Genomic DNA, 18161 nt, shown 5'->3' on the forward strand with positions numbered 1-18161 from the left:
CACCCGAGGGCGGCCTTTAAAAACAAAAGGAAAGAGAGTGTTACTTACACGGCCGCAACCGGACGCATGTAAGAGATCGGTGCAGTGCTGGCATCTTCGAAGGTCACGACTTCCCACGCATCTTTCTGTGCAATCAGTTTGCGCAGAAGCTGGTTGTTCAGTGCATGGCCCGACTTGAAGCCTTTGAACTCACCTATCAGGCTATTGCCCAGCAGGTAGAGGTCACCAATTGCGTCGAGGATCTTGTGCTTCACGAATTCGTCTTCATAGCGAAGGCCGTCTTCGTTCAGTACACCATCCGCGTCGACCACGATGGCGTTTTCCACGCTGCCGCCGAGTGCGAGGTTGTGCTTGCGCAGGTACTCGATATCACTCATGAAACCAAAGGTACGGGCGCGGCTGACTTCTTTTACAAACGAAGTGCTGGAAAAATCCACGCTTGCACTTTGGGTGCGGTCACGGAAAACCGGGTGATCGAAATCGATCTCGAAGCTCACCTTGAAACCGTCGAAAGGAACGAAAGTGGCGCGCTTGTCGCCGTCTTCCACTGTCACTTCGCGCAGGATACGAATGAACTTCTTGGCTGCGTCCTGTTCTTCCAGGCCGGCAGATTGAATCAGGAATACGAAGGGTCCAGCGCTACCATCCATGATTGGGACTTCGGACGCGGAGAGCTCGACGTAGGCGTTATCGATGCCCAGGCCAGCCATGGCCGAGAGCAAGTGCTCCACCGTGTCCACTTTGGTGTCACCGTTGACCAGCGTGGTCGACATAGTGGTTTCACCAACGTTTTCCGCGCGAGCAGGAATCTGCACCACAGGGTCCAGGTCGGCACGACAAAACACAATGCCGGTGTCTACAGGCGCAGGCTTGAGGGTCAGGTATACCTTCTCCCCGGAGTGCAGGCCTACACCTGTGGCACGGATAATATTCTTCAGGGTGCGTTGTTTAATCATGGCTTGGGCCGCTTCAGCGCAAATTGCGAACTGGTATCAACAAAGGCTGGCGATAATAGCAGACCAGACCTTTGCTGAACACCAATCACCCTAATACCCCTGATACATTCCATCAATCGGCCTGGCGACGCAGGAATGCCGGGATGTCCAGATAGTCCAGATCATCTTGCGGATTCAGCTTCGCCGCGGTCGCAGCGCTCGACTGAGCCTGATTGCGCATCACGGTAGGACGATCCAGGTCGCGGTAGTTCACCGACGGCAGTTCCTGACGCGAAGGCGCTGGTTGAGCCTGCGAAGCCATGGAGGTTTGCACGGTGTTGTCGATCACCTTCATCGGCTTCTCGATTTTCGCGCCCAGACCTGTGGCAACCACAGTCACGTGCAGTTCGTCGCGCATGTCCGGATCGATAACAGTACCGACCTTGACCATGGCGTGCTCGGAAGCGAAGGCTTCGATGATGCTACCCACGTCGGAGTACTCACCCAGGGACAGGTCAGGACCGGCGGTGATGTTCACCAGGATGCCGCGTGCACCTTGCAGGTTCACGTCTTCGAGCAACGGGTTGCGGATCGCCGCTTCGGTGGCTTCACGTGCACGGTTCGGACCGCTGGCGCAGCCAGTGCCCATCATCGCCATGCCCATTTCGCTCATCACGGTACGCACGTCGGCAAAGTCGACGTTGATCATGCCCGGACGCTTGATGATGTCGGAGATACCGCGAACGGCACCGGCCAGTACATCGTCAGCCTTGGCGAAAGCCGACAGCAGGCTGGCGTCCTTACCGAGGATGGTCAGCAGCTTCTCGTTGGGGATGGTGATCAGCGAGTCGACGCTTTCCGACAGCAGGCGGATGCCTTCGTCGGCGATCTGCATGCGCTTGCGACCTTCGAACGGGAACGGACGAGTCACGACAGCGACCGTCAGGATCCCCATTTCCTTGGCCACTTCGGCAATGATCGGCGCAGCACCGGTACCGGTACCGCCGCCCATGCCAGTGGTGATGAACACCATGTTGGTGCCCGCCAGAACCTCGGCAATGCGCTCGCGGTCTTCCAGAGCGGCCTGACGACCGACTTCCGGATTTGCGCCAGCACCCAGGCCCTTGGTCACGCCGGTGCCCAATTGCAGGATGGTCCGCGCGCCGATGCTTTTCAGCGCCTGGGCATCAGTGTTGGCGCAGATGAACTCGACGCCTTCAATGTTGCTCTTGACCATGTGATTGACCGCGTTGCCGCCGCCACCGCCAACACCAATAACCTTGATTACCGGGCTTTGCGGGATGTTGTCTACGAGTTCGAACATTTTCCCTCTCCTTTCATTTCTCTAGTTTTTTCGCCTACTGCCTACTGCTTTGTTGCGTGCCGCTTGAAACGTGTCGCTTGAAACCACTGCTTAGAAATTGCCTTGTACCCAGCTCTTGATGCGATCGAGCAAGGCGGCTTTGGGTTCTTCATTGCTGTAGCTGTCGCGGCTGCCGATGCCGGAGAACGAAATCCCGTCGGACTGTTTCTGCAGCCCGTACAACAGCAAGCCGACGCCGGTGGAATAGATCGGGTTGCGCACCACGTCGGACAGGCCCTTGACGGTGTGCGGCACGCCCAAGCGAACCGGCATGTGGAAAATCTCTTCGGCCAGTTCGACCGCGCCTTCCATCTTCGAGGTACCGCCGGTCAGCACGATGCCGGCCGGGATCAGGTCCTCGTAGCCGCTGCGACGCAGTTCAGCCTGGATCAGGGTGAACAGCTCGTCGTAACGCGGCTCGACCACTTCGGCCAGGGCCTGGCGCGACAACTCGCGCGGCGGACGGTCGCCGACACTTGGAACTTTGATGGTTTCACCGGCACCGGCCAGCTTGGCCAGGGCGCAGGCGTAACGAATCTTGATTTCTTCGGCGTACTGGGTCGGGGTACGCAGCGCCATGGCGATGTCGTTGGTCACCTGATCGCCGGCAATCGGGATCACTGCGGTATGCCGGATCGCGCCTTCAGTGAAGATCGCGATGTCGGTGGTACCGCCACCGATGTCCACCAGGCACACGCCCAGCTCTTTCTCGTCATCGGTCAGCACCGAGTAGGCCGAGGCCAGTTGTTCGAGAATGATGTCGTCGATTTCCAGGCCGCAGCGACGCACGCACTTTTCGATGTTCTGGGCCGCATTTACCGCGCAGGTCACCACGTGCACCTTGGCTTCCAGGCGAACGCCGGACATGCCCAGGGGCTCACGTACACCTTCCTGGTTATCGATCACGTAGTCCTGCGGCAGGGTGTGCAAAACCCGCTGGTCAGCCGGAATCGCCACGGCCTGGGCCGCATCAAGAACCCGCTCGAGGTCGGCCGAGCTGACTTCACGATCGCGAATCGCCACGATGCCGTGGGAGTTCAGGCTGCGAATGTGATTGCCGGCCACGCCGACAAACGCCGAGTGAATGCGGCATCCAGCCATCAGTTGCGCTTCTTCGACGGCGCGCTGGATGGACTGCACGGTGGACTCGATATTCACCACCACGCCCTTCTTCAGGCCGCGGGACGGATGGGTACCGATACCGACGATTTCCAGCGTGCCATCGGCCCCGACCTCACCCACCAGCGCCACCACCTTGGAGGTGCCGATATCGAGACCGACGATCATTTTGCCGCTTTGCACATTTGCCATGGTCCTGCCTCTTCTTAATTCTTCGCGACGGCGGGTTGGGCCGTCGTGGGCGCTACAGGTTCCCGCCAGCCGACGGCCAGGCCGTTGGCGTAGCGCAGATCGATGCGCGCAATGTTCGTAATCTGTTCTTTCAGCGTTTTTTCATAAATGGCAATAAAGCGGCGCATCTTCTCCACCAGATGATCGCGGCCCAGCAACAACTCGATACCCGGGCCCGCACTGCCGGCCCCGGTCGTCAGGAACCAGCTGCCGCGCTCACGCAGCTCCAGACGAGCGATCGAGAAGCCCATCGGTCGCAGCATCTGGCTCAACACCTGATACTGCTGCATCACTTGCTGCTGGGCCCGCTGCGGACCGAACAACTGCGGCAAGTGTTCGTAGTTGGCCAATTCACGCGGCGTAAACGCCTGGCCCTGGTTGTTCAACAACGCCTCGTCGCCCCAACGGGCCACGGGCAGTTGCTCCTCCAGGCGGATAACCACCTGGTCCGGCCAGACGCGACGTACCTCGGCATGTGCGATCCATGGCATCTGCTCCAGCTCGGTACGCATGCTGGCCAGGTCAATGGTGAAGAAGCTCGCCGCCACATAAGGCGCGATCCGCTGCTGCACCGCTTGCTGGCTGATGTAACTCAGGTCGCCCTGGACCGCGACCTTGGTGATCGGCCGGTCCGCATAAGGCAACAGGCGCTGCGCGCCTTCGTAAGTGCCAAAACCCAACGCCACCAGCAGCACCGGCCAGAACAGGGCCTTGAGGAAGCCGAAGTTGGCTTTGGGCAGGCGCACCGACATCGGCTCTTTAGCCACCATTCGGCTGGCACCCCGCGGCACCGGCTTGCGGCCGGGTGCGGGTGGCTGATGACGTAGCGATGCGCCTTGCATGGACTTAACCTCGCGCCTCTTCATGACTGGCAACGCTCGCCGCCAGGATCGCCAATACCAATTGCTGGAAATCCAGGCCGGCTGCCCGCGCCGCCATCGGCACCAGGCTGTGATCGGTCATGCCAGGAGCCGTGTTGACCTCCAGGAACCAGAACTGCCCGTCGGCGTCTTGCATCACATCGGCACGCCCCCAACCGGCAATACCGAGCGCCTCGCAGGCTTTCGCCGTGAGGTCCATGAGCTCTTGTTCCTTGGCGCTATCGAGGCCGCACGGGATCCGGTACTGGGTATCGGAAGCCACGTACTTGGCGTCGTAGTCGTAAAAAGTGTGGGGCGTGCCCAGGGCGATGGGAGGCAACACCTGGTCACGCAGCGTCGCGATGGTGAACTCCGGACCTTGAATCCATTGTTCAACCAAGACTTGCGAATCGTAGGTACTGGCCGCTTTCCATGCGTCGATCAACTCTGACGCGGAAGTCACCTTGGCCATACCGATACTGGAACCTTCATGAGCCGGTTTGACGATCAAAGGCAGGCCCAGTTCCGCCACCGCAGAAATACAGTCGGCTTCGCTGCTCAGCACACTGTGACGCGGAGTCGGAATACCCAGGCTGTGCCACACCTGCTTGGTGCGCAGCTTGTCCATGGCCAGGGCCGAGGCGAGGATGCCGCTGCCGGTGTAAGGAATGCCCAGGCACTCCAGCAGGCCCTGCATGCTGCCGTCTTCACCGCCACGGCCGTGAAGAATGATAAAGGCGCGATCGATTTTCTCGTTCAGCAGGCGCTGCAGGAAGTCATCACCGACGTCGATGCCGAACGCATCGACACCCGCGCTTTGCAGGGCCTGGAGCACGGCATTGCCGGACTTGAGCGAGACTTCGCGCTCGGCGCTCTTGCCACCGAACAGCACGGCAACGCGGCCGAAGGCTTGCGGCTCGATGGTCGAGAACAGCTTGGCGTAGGCGGCGGTCATTTCGACTTCCCCTGTACAGCAGCCACAGCACCGGCAAACAGCGGGCTGCTCAATAGTTTCGGCGCGAGGCCGCCGATATCACCGGCGCCCTGGCACAACAGAATGTCGCCGGCACGCAGCAACGGCTTGACCAGCGGCGCCAGGTCGACGCCACGCTCGATGTAGATCGGGTCCAATTGCCCACGCTGGCGAATGCTGTGGCACAGCTGGCGGCTATCGGCCCCCGGGATCGGCTCTTCGCCGGCCGGATAGACTTCCATCAGCAGCAGTACGTTGGCGTCCGCCAGGACCTGCACGAAATCGTCGTACAGATCACGGGTGCGGCTGTAGCGGTGCGGCTGGTAGACCATCACCAGGCGACGCTCAGGCCAGCCACCACGCACGGCCTTGATCACGGCGGCCACTTCAGTCGGGTGGTGACCGTAGTCGTCCACCAGCATCACGTTGCCGCCTTCGACCGGCAGCTCACCGTAGACCTGGAAGCGACGGCCCACGCCCTGGAAGCCCGAAAGGCCCTGGACAATGGCTTCATCGCTGACGCCTTCGTCGCTGGCGATGCAGATGGTCGCCAGGGAATTGAGCACGTTGTGGTTGCCGGGCATGTTCACCGACACATCCAGTGGCGCACGGTCGGGACGCAGCACGGTGAAGAAGGTCTGCATGCCTTGCTGGCGAACATTGATCGCCCGCACGTCGGCGTCTTCGCTGAAGCCGTAGGTCACGGTCGGACGCTTGACCAGAGGCAGGATCTCGCGAACCACCGGATCATCCAGGCAGACCACGGCCAAACCATAGAACGGCAGGTTGTGCAGGAACTCGACGAAGGTTTTCTTCAGCTTGTTGAAGTCGCCGTCGTACGTTGCCATGTGATCGGCATCGATGTTGGTGACCACGGCCACCAGCGGCTGCAGGTGCAGGAAGCTGGCGTCGCTTTCATCGGCCTCGGCGATCAGGTAACGGCTGGTCCCCAGTTGTGCATTGGTGCCTGCTGCATTCAGCCGGCCACCGATGACGAACGTCGGGTCCAGGCCGCCAGCGGCGAACACCGATGCGATCAGGCTGGTGGTGGTGGTCTTGCCGTGAGTACCGGCCACGGCGATGCCGTGGCGATAGCGCATCAGCTCGGCGAGCATTTCCGCCCGTGGCACCACCGGGATCCGGCGTTCCAGAGCGGTGGCGACTTCCGGGTTGGACGTGTTTACGGCACTGGACACCACCAGCACATCGGCACTGGCGGCGTTCTCGGCACGGTGGCCGATAAAGATCTGCGCACCGAAAGACTCCAGGCGCTCAGTGACCGGCGACGCCTTGAGGTCGGAGCCGGACACTTGATAGCCCAGGTTCAGCAGCACTTCGGCGATCCCGCACATGCCCACGCCGCCGATACCGACGAAGTGAATACGACGGATGCGGCGCATTTCCGGCTGATGCATGGCTTTCTGGTTCTCAACCATGGGCCACCTCCAGGCAGATATCGACCACATTGCGGGTAGCATCGGGTTTGGCCAGGCGACGCGCGGCGTCGGCCATGTTGTTCAGTCGTTCCGGTTGCATCAAGACCTCTGTCAGGCGTGCGGCTAGATCCGCAGCACCAGTCGTTCTTTGCGGCATCAGGAAAGCAGCGCCTTCACGAGCCAAATAATCGGCATTGCGGGTCTGGTGATCGTCGATCGCGTGGGGCAAAGGCACCAGCATCGAGGGCAGACCGGCGGCAGCCAGTTCACTGACAGTCAGCGCACCTGCGCGACAGACCACCAGGTCGGCCCAGCCATAGGCTTGGGCCATGTCTTTGATAAAGGGCTGCACTTGCGCCTCGACGCCTGCGGCGCGATAGCGCTCGGCAGTCACTTCATCGTGGTTTTTGCCGGCCTGATGAAACACCTCCGGACGCAGCTCGGCAGCGACCAGCGCCAGGGCTTCTGGCAGCAATTTATTCAACGGTTCCGCGCCCAGGCTTCCGCCCAGAATCAGCAACCGCGCCTTGCGTCCGGCCAGGTCCTGGCGCGGGGTATCGAGGAACAGCTCGCGGCGTACCGGATTGCCGGTGGTGCGCCGGCTGTCGGAGGCAGCAAAGGTGTCCGGGAAAGCTTCGCAGACTCGGGCAGCCAACGGCACCAGCAGCCGATTGGCGGTACCGGCGACGGCGTTTTGTTCGTGAACGATGACCGGCACGCCAGACAATTTCGCCGCGACGCCGCCAGGGCCAGTCACATAACCACCAAAACCCAATACACAGACCGGCTTCAGTTGAGCAATGATCTTGCGTGCCTGGAGCACGGCCTTGATCAGCACGAACGGCGCCTTGAGCAGGGACAACTTGCCCTTGCCCCGCAGGCCGGTGACGTTGATCAAGTGCAGCGGCAAGCCAGCGCCGGGCACCAGTTCGTTTTCGATGCCACGCGGGGTCCCGAGCCAATGCACGGTGTAGCCACGGGCTTCGAACTCGCGGGCACAGGCCAGGGCCGGGAACACGTGGCCGCCGGTGCCGCCGGCCATGATCAGCACATTAGCGCCCATGGCTTGGCTCCTCGGCGAAGTCACTCTCGCTGAACTCCATCTCCTCGCTGCCCAGGTGGGTTCGACTCTCCCACTCGATGCGCAGCAGCAAGCCCAGGCAGGCGCAGCAGATCACCAACGAACTGCCGCCATAACTGAGGAACGGCAGCGTCAGGCCCTTGGTCGGCAGCAGGCCGACGTTCACCCCGATATTGATCAGGAACTGACCAATCCACAGGAACGCCAGGCCATAGGCCACATAGGCGGCGAAAAACTGCTTGGCCTTCTCGGCCCACAAACCGATGTACATGGCGCGCACGCAAACGAATACAAACAGCCCGACGGTAGCCAGGGAACCGACCACGCCCAGCTCTTCGGCCAGGACCGAGAACACGAAGTCGGTGTGGGCTTCAGGCAGGTAAAACTGCTTCTGCACACTGTTGCCCAGGCCGACACCCAGCCACTCGCCGCGACCGAAGGCGATCAGCGCCTGGGTCAACTGGTAACCGGAACCAAACTGGTCAGCCCAGGGGTCGGTGAAGGTAATCAGACGGGCCATCCGGTAGGGCTGGGCCTGAACCAGAATGGTCACCGCCGCCACCGCCAGCACCACCATCAAGGTGAAGCGGAACAAGCCCACCCCGCCGAGGAATAGCATGGCCGCGGCCGCGCCCATCATGACCACGGTGGCACCGAAGTCCGGCTCCATCAGCAACAGGCCGGCCATGGGCAGGAGGACGATGAACGGCTTGAAGAAGCCCATCCAGCTTTCGCGCACTTCCTTCTGCCGCCGCACCAGATAACCGGCGAGGTAGATCACCACAAAAACCTTGGCGATTTCCGAAGGCTGCACGTTGAAGAAGCTGAAGCCGATCCAGCGCATCGAGCCGTTGACCTCACGGCCAATGCCCGGCAACAGCACCATCACCAGCAAACCAAAGGCGCCAAGCAGCATCAGCCAACCCAGGCGCTGCCAGGTGGCGATCGGAATCATCATGGTCACGATGCACGCGCCCAGGCCGATCACCAGGTAAATCAGGTGGCGAATCATGTGATACAGCGGGTTGCCCGATTGCACCGCGGCGACTTCAGACGAGGCCGAGGTGATCATCACCAGGCCCAGGCCAAGCAAGGCCAGGCAGCCGGCGAGCATCGGGAAGTCGAGGTCGATACCGCGCCCGGTAATGATCGGCGACGGATAAGGCTTGATGATGTTTCCCAGATTCATGCCAAGCCCTCCACAGCCTGGGCAAACAGCTGCCCACGCTCTTCGTAGTTCTTGAACATGTCGAAACTGGCGCACGCCGGCGACAACAGCACCGCGTCACCAGGCTCGGCCAATGCGCGACTGCGCTCGACCGCCTCGAGCAAGGACTGCACGCGCACCAACGGCACCGCGTCGCCAATCGCTGCGGCGATCAATTCACTGTCACGGCCCATCAACACCACGGCCCGGCAGTTGGCAGCGACCGGATTGCCCAGGTCCTTGAAGTCGGCACCCTTGCCATCGCCACCGGCAATCAGCACCAGCTTGCCGCTGATGTCCGAGCCCAGGCCTTCGATGGCCGCCAGGGCGGCACCGACGTTGGTGGCTTTGGAATCGTTGTAGTAGGCCACGCCGTCCAGCTCTCGTACCCACTGGCAGCGGTGCTCAAGACCGGCGAAGGTCCGCAGGCTGGCGAGCATGGCATCGAATGGCAGGCCAACCGCGTGCCCGAGGGCCAGGGCCGCCAGGGCATTGGACTGGTTGTGCGCGCCACGGATTTTCAGCTCGCTCACCGGCATCAGGTTCTGCAAGCCGAAGGCCAGGTACTTCTCGCCCTGCTCTTCACGCAGGCCGAACGCCTTGAAATCGGGTACGCCCAGGCCGAAGGTCCAGCACGGCAAACCTTCGCCGATCAATGGGCGGGTCAGCGCATCCTGGCGGTTGAACACCACTTGCCGCGCGCCACGGAAGATCCGGTGCTTGGCCAGGTGATAGGCCGGCAGGCCGCTGTAGCGGTCCATGTGGTCTTCGCTGATGTTGAGCACGGTGGCCACTTCGGCGTTGAGCTGGTCGGTGGTTTCCAGCTGGAAGCTGGAGAGTTCCATGACGTACAGCTCAACGTCGTCGCTGAGCAGGTCCAGCGCCGGAGTGCCGAGGTTGCCGCCCACGGCTACGCGCTTGCCCGCTGCCGCGGCCATTTCGCCGACCAGGGTGGTCACGGTGCTCTTGGCATTGGAACCGCTGATGGCGACGATCGGCGCCTTCGCGTTACGCGCGAACAGCTCGATATCACCGGACAGCTTCACGCCACGGGCAGCCGCCGCTTGCAGGGCCGGGGTCGCCAAGGCCAGGCCGGGGCTCACGTAGAGCTCATCGGCGCGGCACAGGAACTCCACATCCAGCTCGCCACAACGCACTTCCACCTGCGGGTAGTCACGGCGCAGCGTGGCCAGCTCCGGTGGATTTTCCCGCGTATCGGCCACGGCAAACGCCACGCCCCGGCTCGCCAGGAAGCGAACTAGGGACATGCCGCTCTTGCCGAGGCCGACAACGATGCGGAAGTGGTCAGAAGCGATCAGAGACACTCGTTCTACCTCAGCTTCAGGGTGGCAAGGCCGATCAACACGAGAATCACGGTGATGATCCAGAAACGGACAATCACGCGCGGCTCGGGCCAGCCCTTGAGTTCAAAGTGGTGGTGAATCGGCGCCATGCGGAATACGCGGCGACCGGTCAGTTTGAAAGAAGCCACCTGGATCACCACCGACAGGGTTTCCATCACGAACACGCCGCCCATGATGAACAGGACGATTTCCTGGCGGACGATCACGGCAATGGTGCCCAGGGCCGCGCCCAGCGCCAGTGCGCCGACGTCGCCCATGAAGACTTGTGCGGGGTAGGTGTTGAACCAGAGGAAGCCCAGGCCCGCACCGATCAACGCACCGCAGAACACGATCAACTCACCGGCGCCCGGCACGTAGGGAATCAGCAGGTATTCGGCGAATTTCACGTTACCCGACAGGTAGCAGAAAATGCCCAGCGCGCCGCCGACCATGACCGTCGGCATGATTGCCAGGCCATCGAGGCCATCGGTCAGGTTGACCGCGTTGCTCGAACCGACGATCACAAAGTAGGTCAGGACCACGAAACCGGCGCCCAGGGGGATGCTGATGTCTTTGAGCATCGGCAGGATCAGCGTGGTTTCCACCGCACTTGGCGCCGTGACATACAGGAAAATCGCCGCGCCCAGGCCGAACACCGATTGCCAGAAATACTTCCAGCGGCTTGGCAGCCCCTTGGAGTTCTTCTCGATCACCTTGCGATAGTCGTCGACCCAGCCCACTGCGCCGAACAGCAGGGTCACGATCAGCACCACCCATACATAGCGGTTATGCAGGTCGGCCCACAGCAGGGTGCTGATACCGATGGCCGACAGGATCAACGCGCCGCCCATGGTCGGGGTGCCGGATTTGGACAAATGCGACTGCGGGCCGTCATTGCGCACCGACTGGCCGATCTGCAGGCTTTGCAGGGTCCGGATCATCCATGGCCCGAGGAACAGCGACAACGACAGCGCGGTCAGCACACCCAGAATCCCGCGCAGGGTCAGGTACTGAAAGACCGCGAAGCCTTTGTGGAACTGTTGCAGATACTCAGCCAGCAGCAGCAGCATTAATGTTTCTCCGTACTTGAACCGCACAAAGCCGCGACGATGTTTTCCATCACCGCGCTGCGCGATCCCTTGATCAAAATGGTGGTATTTGGGTCTTGCTCGACGTTCAGTGCCGCGATCAGATCGGCCTGAGTGGCGAAGTGGCGAGCGTGCTCACCGAAGGCAGAGACGGCATGCGCCATCAGCGGCCCGACCGCGTAGAGGGCCGACACTTTGCCGGCAGCGTATGCCCCTACATCGCGGTGCCCCTGCTCCGCCCACTCGCCCAACTCGCCGATGTCTCCGAGCACCAGGACGGTGCGGCCGGAAAAGCCGGCGAGTATATCAACGGCGGCGCACATCGAGGTGGGGTTTGCGTTGTAAGTGTCATCAATGACCCGCATACCGTTTTTCGCCAATTGCGCGACGGTGCGGCCCTTGACCGGCTGCACCGCATTCAAGCCGGTGGCGATGCCAAACAGGGAAATATCCAGGGCATGCGCGGCGGCAGCCGCTGCCAGGGCATTGGCCACGTTGTGGGTGCCCAACAGATTCAATTGCACCCGCTCCTGGCCCTTGGGACTGTGCAGGGTGAAGGCCGGGCAACCGCGGGCATCCAGGGCTATATCACTGGCGTGCAGGTCTGCGGCGCTATTGTTCAGGGCGAAACTCAGCACCTGGTGATTACCGGCGCGGGCCTTCCAGATCGGGAAGGCCTTGTCGTCGAGGTTGAGCACGGCGATGCCGGAAGCATCGAGCCCTTGCAGAATCTCGCCCTTGGCTTCGACGATTTTTTCCGGGCCGCCGAATTCACCAACGTGGGCCGTCCCGGCGTTGTTGATCACGGCCACCTGCGGCCGGGTCATGGCCACGGTGTAGGCAATCTCGCCAATCCGCGAAGCCCCCAGCTCGATCACCGCCGCCGTGTGCTCCGGGGCCAGTTCCAGCAGGGTCAGCGGAGCGCCGAGGTCGTTATTCAAGTTGCCACGGGTCGCCAGCACTGGCCCGCGGGTGCGCAGGATACTGGCCAGCATTTCCTTGACCGTGGTCTTGCCGCTGGAGCCGGTAATGGCCACCACCGGTTTATCGAAGGCCGCGCGGTTGAGTGCCCCCAACTGCCCCAGAGCGAGGCGCGTATCGCTGACCAGCAACTGCGGCAAGGTGCTGTCAGGCACCTCGCGTTCGACCAAAGCACCGACGGCACCTTTGCTCGCAACATCGTTCAGGTAGTCATGGCCGTCGAAGCGCGGACCGGTCAAGGCAATAAAGAGCTGCCCCGGCTTGATCGCCCGGCTGTCGATACTGACGCCATCAAAGCTGCAATCCGCAGCAATCAGGCGCGCATTGAGTACGGCGCTCAACTCGCTGAGTTTCAGAGCCTTAAGCATGGGCCACCTCCCATGCGGTCAACGCCTTGTCAGCCTCGACCAGATCGGAGAAGTCATGGCGCTCGCCCTTGATTTCCTGATAGTCCTCATGGCCCTTGCCGGCCAGGACCACCACGTCGTCCGCCGAAGCACTGGCGATCAATTTGGCAATGGCCTGTCCACGCCCGGCGACGAAATCGATCTTATCCACAGCACTGAAGCCGGCACGGATATCGTCGAAGATCAGCGCCGGGTCTTCGGTACGCGGGTTGTCGTCAGTCACCAGCACGCCATCGGCCAGGCGCTCGACCACTTGCGCCATCAGCGGACGCTTGCCGCGATCGCGATCGCCGCCACAGCCGAACAGGCACAGCAGACGCCCCTTGGCGTGCGGGCGCAGGGCCAGCAGGACTTTTTCCAGGGCATCCGGGGTATGGGCGTAATCGACCACGACCAGCGGTTGAGTACCGCCACCCAGGCGCTGCATACGTCCGATAGGGCCTTCAAGCTTGGGCAGGACACGCAGGATTTCGTCCAGCGCGTAATCCAGGCCGAGCAAGGCACCGACCGCAGCCAGTACGTTGCTCAAGTTGAAGCGCCCAAGCAGGGTGCTGCGCAAATGGTGCTCGCCTTGCGGGGTGACCAGGGTTGCGCGCACGCCGTCGTCGTCGAACTGCGCGTCTCGGCAGTACAGGTAGGCCGAGCTGTCTTCAAGGCTGTAGGTGATCAATCGCGAGTCGTGTTTTTCAATCGCCAGTTGCCGACCGAACTCATCGTCGAGGTTGATCACCCGGCAATGCAGGTCGGACCAGCCGAACAGCTTGGCCTTGGCCTCGCCATACGCCTGCATGGTGCCGTGATAATCCAGATGATCGCGAGACAGGTTGGTCAACACCGCGACGTCAAACGCCAGCGCGGTAACCCGCCCCTGGTCCAGGCCGTGGGAGGAAACCTCCATGGCCACCGCTTTGGCACCGGCCTTTTTCAGGTCGGCCAATGTCGCCTGCACGGCAATAGGGTTGGGCGTGGTGTGCATGCCGCTTTGCAGCGCACCATAAAAGCCGCTGCCCAGGGTACCGACAATCCCGCAATGCTGGCCCAGCAGGTCGAGGGCCTGAGCCACCAACTGGGTGACGCTGGTCTTGCCGTTGGTCCCGGTAACCCCAATCAGGTTCAGGTGGCGGCTCGGGTCGCCGTAAAAGCGCCCGGCGATATCCGACAACTGCGCCGCCAGGCCCTTGACCGGAATCAGCGGCACATCGGTGATCGGCAACACGGTGGCGCCTTCCACTTCATAGGCCACGGCAGCTGCGCCACGCTTTAACGCGTCGGCAATGTGCTCGCGCCCATCGAATTTCCCGCCCGGCACGGCGAGGAACAGGTCCCCGGCACGTACGTTGCGGCTGTCCAGCGACAATTCACGGATCAACAGGTCGCGACCGGCGTGGGCAAAAATCTTGTTCAGGCTAAGAGACATCAGCCGCGCCCTCCTTTGGCAGGTGCTGCATCGGCTTGCTGTGTAGGGGGCAAGTTGTCCGGGGTGATGTTCATCAGGCGCAGGGTGCCGGACATCACTTTGCTGAACACCGGCGCCGATACCAGGCCGCCGAAGTAGCCGGCCTTGCTCGGTTCATCAATCACCACCACGATCGCGTAGCGCGGGTCGCTCATCGGACCAAAGCCGGCAAACAGCGAGCGGTAGGAGTTTTCGGCATAGCCCTTGGTGCCAACCGAGGTCTTACGTGCCGTACCACTCTTGCCCGCCACGTGATAAGCCGGGACCTGGGCACGGAATACGCCGCGCGGGGCCTCGATCACTTGCTGCAGCATGCCTTGCATGGTTTTGGCGACATTTTCCGGAATCACCTGGGTGGTGTCCGGCGCCTTGTCAGTTTTGATCAGAGTCAGCGGTGCGATTCGACCGTTGTTGGCCAGCGCCGAGAACGCGTGAACCAGTTGGATCGCGGTCACCGACAGGCCGTAGCCGTAAGACAGCGTGGCGGTCTCGGCCTTGCGCCACTCGCGGTAGTTCGGCAGGTTGCCGACACGCTCGCCCGGGAAACCGAGGCCGGTGTCCTGGCCGAGACCGATCTTCTGCGCCAGGCGGAAAATGGTTTCGCCGCCAATATCGAAGGCGACCTTACTCATGCCCACGTTACTGGAATTGATCAGAATCCCGGTCAGGTCGAGCACCGGGCCTTCAGTCTTGGAAACGTCGCGAATGGTGTATTTGCCCAACTGCAACGTACCGGGGTACACCTCGACAGTATCGCTGGGCTTCCAGCGACCGGTTTCCAGGGCCGCGCTCATGGAGATCGCCTTCATGGTCGAACCGGGTTCGAATACGTCGATCATGGCGCGGTTGCGCATCATCGCCGGCTGCAGGTTGCGACGGTTGTTCGGGTTGTACGTCGGCTGGTTGACCATCGCCAGGATCTCGCCGGTCTTGACGTCCATGATCACCAGGCTGCCGGCCTTGGCGCCGTTCTCGACGATGGCATTGCGCAGTTCGCGGTTGGCCAGGTATTGCAGGCGCAGATCAATCGACAACGCCAAGGGCTTGCCGGCCTTGGCGTTTTTGGTGACCTGGACATCCTTGATCAGCCTGCCACGCCGATCCTTGATGACCTGTCGTTTGCCGGCGACCCCGGCCAGCCATTCGTCGTAGGCAAGTTCGACACCTTCACGACCGCGGTCGTCGATGTCGGTAAACCCGACCATATGCGCGGTGACTTCACCGGCCGGATAAAACCGGCGGAACTCTTCGATGCCGTAGACCCCCGGCACTTTAAGGTCCAGCACGACCTGGCCCTGCTCAGGCGTCAAGCCACGCACCAGGTAAATGAATTCTTTATTGGCCTGCGCTTCGAGACGTTCGGCCAGGGCTTTTGGATCCTGGCCCAGGGCTGCAGCCAATGCCGGCCACTTGTCCTTGGCCGCCTGCATTTCCTTGGCGTTGGCCCAGAGGGTGGTGACTGGCGTACTGACGGCCAGAGGCTCACCGTTGCGGTCGGTAATCAGACCACGGTGGGCGGGAATCGGAATGTGCCGGACGCTGCGCGCATCGCCCTGGCCCTTGAGGAAATCACGGTCGACCACCTGCAGGTCGACAATGCGCCAGGCGATCGCCGACACCATCACCGCCAGCAGCCCCAGGACCACTCGGAAACGCCATGGGTAGAGCGCGCCCTCGAGTTTCATCATGGCGCCACCATCCGCACTTCAGCAGCGCCGGGGATGTGCATCTTCAACTGTTCGGTGGCCAGCACTTCAATGCGGCTATGGGCCGTCCAGGTACTTTGCTCGAGAATCAGCCGGCCCCATTCAGCCTGGGCCTTGTCGCGCACACTCAGCTCACCGTACAGCGAATTGAGCAGCTGACGGTTCCAATGTGCGCTGTAAGAGACGGCGATAGCGGAGACCAGCACCCCGACAAATAGCAGGAGCATAAAAAAGCTCCCGCCCGGGAGCGGTTTGGCGAAGAGCTTGCTCAACGGAGCTTCTCCGCCACGCGCATGACCGCACTGCGGGCACGCGGGTTGGCTTTGAGTTCAGCCTCGGAGGCGAACTGTGCCTTGCCATGGACCTTGATCTTGGGCACGAAGGCCTCGAAACGCACCGGCAGGTTCCGCGGCAGGTTATCGGTTTCACCCTTTACCAGGCGGCGCATGAACAGTTTGACGATACGGTCTTCCAGCGAGTGGAAGCTGATCACTACCAGGCGACCGCCCACCTCAAGGGACTCCAGCGCCGCCTCGAGGCCGGCTTCCAGGTCGCCCAGTTCGTTATTGACGTGAATACGCAAACCCTGGAAAGCGCGGGTGGCCGGGTTCTTGCCCTTTTCCCACGCCGGGTTGGCGACTTTCAAGACTTCGGCCAAGTCGGCAGTGCGCTCGAATGGCTGGATTTCACGACGCTCGACCACGGCGCGCGCCATGCGACCGGAAAAACGTTCTTCGCCGTATTCCTTGAATACACGGGCGATTTCTTCAACCGGCGCCGTGGCGATGAACTGCGCAGCGCTGACGCCACGAGTCGGGTCCATGCGCATGTCCAACGGGCCATCATTGAGAAAACTGAAGCCGCGCTCAGGGTCGTCCAGCTGCGGCGAGGACACGCCAAGATCCAGCAGCACGCCGCTGACCTTGCCTGCCAGACCGCGCTCGGCAACTTCCGAACCCAGCTCGGCAAAGCTGCGCTGCACAACGACAAAGCGGCCGTCTTCGGCCGCTAGCGCTTGCCCGGTGGCAATCGCTTGGGGATCCTTGTCGAATCCGAGAAGCCGGCCATCCGGCCCGAGCTTGCTGAGAATCAGCCGGCTATGTCCGCCACGTCCGAACGTGCCGTCCAGATAGCAGCCATCAGGACGTACGGCGAGAGCCTCGACGGCTTCGTCAAGCAGTACGGTGATGTGGTTAAAGCCGCTATCAATAGTCACAGGATCAAATCACGCAGTTCATCAGGCATAGAGCCCGGTTGTTGAATAGCAGCCAGGTCTGCTGCAGAAACAGCATTCCAGGCATCCTCGTCCCACAATTGGAACTTGTTCAGCTGGCCAACCAACATCGCGCGTTTATCCAACTTGGCATACTCACGCAGACGAGGCGGCACCAGGAAACGACCGCTGCCATCGAGCTCTAGGTCGACGGCATTACCAATCAGCAAACGTTGCAAACGGCGGTTTTCTTCGCGAAGCGAAGGCAGTGCGCGCAGTTTGGTTTCAATCAGCTCCCACTCATCGAGCGGGTAAACACATAAACAGGGATCAACAGCGTCGATCGTGACGATTAACTGCCCGGAACTTCGCGATTCAAGCTCGTCACGATACCGGCTCGGCATGGCGAGACGGCCTTTTGCATCGAGACTGATAGCGTTAGCTCCGCGAAACACGTCAGCGTTTCTCCAAATTTTAGCGTTTTACGCCCAAAAAACCCACTTCATGCCACTTTCCGCCACTTGCGCACACTATAGGAATGCGCCCACCACACCGTCAAGGCGCGGAGCGACGGAAAAGCCTTATAGAACGGAGATTTAGGAGACTAAAAGAAGGGGCAACGAGAATTTGGATGAGGTTTTGACCCATTAACTTGAAGCAGCTCAATGCGCTGCACTCAGAAGTTAAAGTGATTTGTTAAGAGTAAGATTTTTTCGGTATTACAAAAGCGCTTCTGCCAGTGATTCCAGCAGGGAGGGAAAA

16 protein-coding genes are annotated in these 18161 nt (G+C 61.4%); all 16 read right to left on the reverse strand.

Features of this window, described 5'->3' with window-relative positions; translation table 11 throughout:
* Window positions 1–44 precede the first annotated feature (44 nt).
* The gene (gene lpxC, locus CF161_RS15485; protein WP_020297539.1) at window positions 45–956 is read right to left on the reverse strand and encodes a UDP-3-O-acyl-N-acetylglucosamine deacetylase; all 912 of its coding nucleotides are present in this window, start codon (window positions 954–956) and stop codon (window positions 45–47) included.
* A gap of 112 nt (window positions 957–1068) precedes the next feature.
* The gene (gene ftsZ / locus CF161_RS15490; RefSeq protein WP_020297540.1) at window positions 1069–2259 is read right to left on the reverse strand and encodes a cell division protein FtsZ; all 1191 of its coding nucleotides are present in this window, start codon (window positions 2257–2259) and stop codon (window positions 1069–1071) included.
* Window positions 2260–2349: 90 nt separating this feature from the next.
* Window positions 2350–3609, reverse strand: a complete 1260-nt coding sequence (gene ftsA, locus CF161_RS15495; RefSeq protein WP_020297541.1) for a cell division protein FtsA — start codon at window positions 3607–3609, stop codon at window positions 2350–2352.
* 14 nt (window positions 3610–3623) lie between these two features.
* Window positions 3624–4490: a cell division protein FtsQ/DivIB gene (locus CF161_RS15500; protein ID WP_043229552.1), complete on the reverse strand. Its 867-nt coding sequence runs from the start codon at window positions 4488–4490 to the stop codon at window positions 3624–3626.
* A 4-nt stretch (window positions 4491–4494) separates the two neighbouring features.
* Complete coding sequence (locus CF161_RS15505) at window positions 4495–5463, reverse strand: D-alanine--D-alanine ligase (protein ID WP_020297543.1); 969 nt, start codon at window positions 5461–5463, stop codon at window positions 4495–4497.
* Window positions 5460–6917 carry a UDP-N-acetylmuramate--L-alanine ligase gene (murC, locus tag CF161_RS15510; protein ID WP_020297544.1) on the reverse strand — a complete coding sequence of 486 codons (1458 nt, stop codon included), beginning with the start codon at window positions 6915–6917 and terminating at the stop codon, window positions 5460–5462. The genes CF161_RS15505 and murC overlap by 4 nt, the downstream gene beginning before the upstream one ends.
* The gene (murG, locus tag CF161_RS15515) at window positions 6910–7980 is read right to left on the reverse strand and encodes an undecaprenyldiphospho-muramoylpentapeptide beta-N-acetylglucosaminyltransferase (RefSeq protein ID WP_020297545.1); all 1071 of its coding nucleotides are present in this window, start codon (window positions 7978–7980) and stop codon (window positions 6910–6912) included. The genes murC and murG overlap by 8 nt, the downstream gene beginning before the upstream one ends.
* Window positions 7970–9187 (reverse strand): putative lipid II flippase FtsW, encoded by a 1218-nt coding sequence (gene ftsW / locus CF161_RS15520; protein WP_020297546.1) that lies wholly within the window; start codon window positions 9185–9187, stop codon window positions 7970–7972. Before ftsW ends, murG begins: the two co-directional genes overlap by 11 nt.
* The gene (gene murD / locus CF161_RS15525; protein ID WP_020297547.1) at window positions 9184–10530 is read right to left on the reverse strand and encodes a UDP-N-acetylmuramoyl-L-alanine--D-glutamate ligase; all 1347 of its coding nucleotides are present in this window, start codon (window positions 10528–10530) and stop codon (window positions 9184–9186) included. The genes ftsW and murD overlap by 4 nt, the downstream gene beginning before the upstream one ends.
* Window positions 10531–10535: 5 nt before the next feature.
* A complete protein-coding gene (gene mraY / locus CF161_RS15530; protein WP_020297548.1) occupies window positions 10536–11618 on the reverse strand; it encodes a phospho-N-acetylmuramoyl-pentapeptide-transferase in 1083 nt (360 codons plus the stop codon).
* Window positions 11618–12985 carry a UDP-N-acetylmuramoyl-tripeptide--D-alanyl-D-alanine ligase gene (murF, locus tag CF161_RS15535; RefSeq protein WP_020297549.1) on the reverse strand — a complete coding sequence of 456 codons (1368 nt, stop codon included), beginning with the start codon at window positions 12983–12985 and terminating at the stop codon, window positions 11618–11620. The genes mraY and murF overlap by 1 nt, the downstream gene beginning before the upstream one ends.
* A complete protein-coding gene (locus tag CF161_RS15540) occupies window positions 12978–14441 on the reverse strand; it encodes a UDP-N-acetylmuramoyl-L-alanyl-D-glutamate--2,6-diaminopimelate ligase (RefSeq protein ID WP_020297550.1) in 1464 nt (487 codons plus the stop codon). Before CF161_RS15540 ends, murF begins: the two co-directional genes overlap by 8 nt.
* Entirely contained in the window at window positions 14441–16165 is a 1725-nt protein-coding gene (locus tag CF161_RS15545; protein WP_020297551.1) for a penicillin-binding protein 2, read from the reverse strand. The genes CF161_RS15540 and CF161_RS15545 overlap by 1 nt, the downstream gene beginning before the upstream one ends.
* Window positions 16165–16458 (reverse strand): cell division protein FtsL, encoded by a 294-nt coding sequence (gene ftsL / locus CF161_RS15550; protein ID WP_020297552.1) that lies wholly within the window; start codon window positions 16456–16458, stop codon window positions 16165–16167. The genes CF161_RS15545 and ftsL overlap by 1 nt, the downstream gene beginning before the upstream one ends.
* Window positions 16455–17402: a 16S rRNA (cytosine(1402)-N(4))-methyltransferase RsmH gene (gene rsmH, locus CF161_RS15555; RefSeq protein WP_020297553.1), complete on the reverse strand. Its 948-nt coding sequence runs from the start codon at window positions 17400–17402 to the stop codon at window positions 16455–16457. Before rsmH ends, ftsL begins: the two co-directional genes overlap by 4 nt.
* Window positions 17399–17854 carry a division/cell wall cluster transcriptional repressor MraZ gene (gene mraZ / locus CF161_RS15560; protein ID WP_020297554.1) on the reverse strand — a complete coding sequence of 152 codons (456 nt, stop codon included), beginning with the start codon at window positions 17852–17854 and terminating at the stop codon, window positions 17399–17401. The genes rsmH and mraZ overlap by 4 nt, the downstream gene beginning before the upstream one ends.
* Between the last annotated feature and the right edge of the window lie 307 nt (window positions 17855–18161).

Source organism: Pseudomonas sp. CF161, from assembly GCF_000416215.1.
GTDB lineage: Bacteria > Pseudomonadota > Gammaproteobacteria > Pseudomonadales > Pseudomonadaceae > Aquipseudomonas.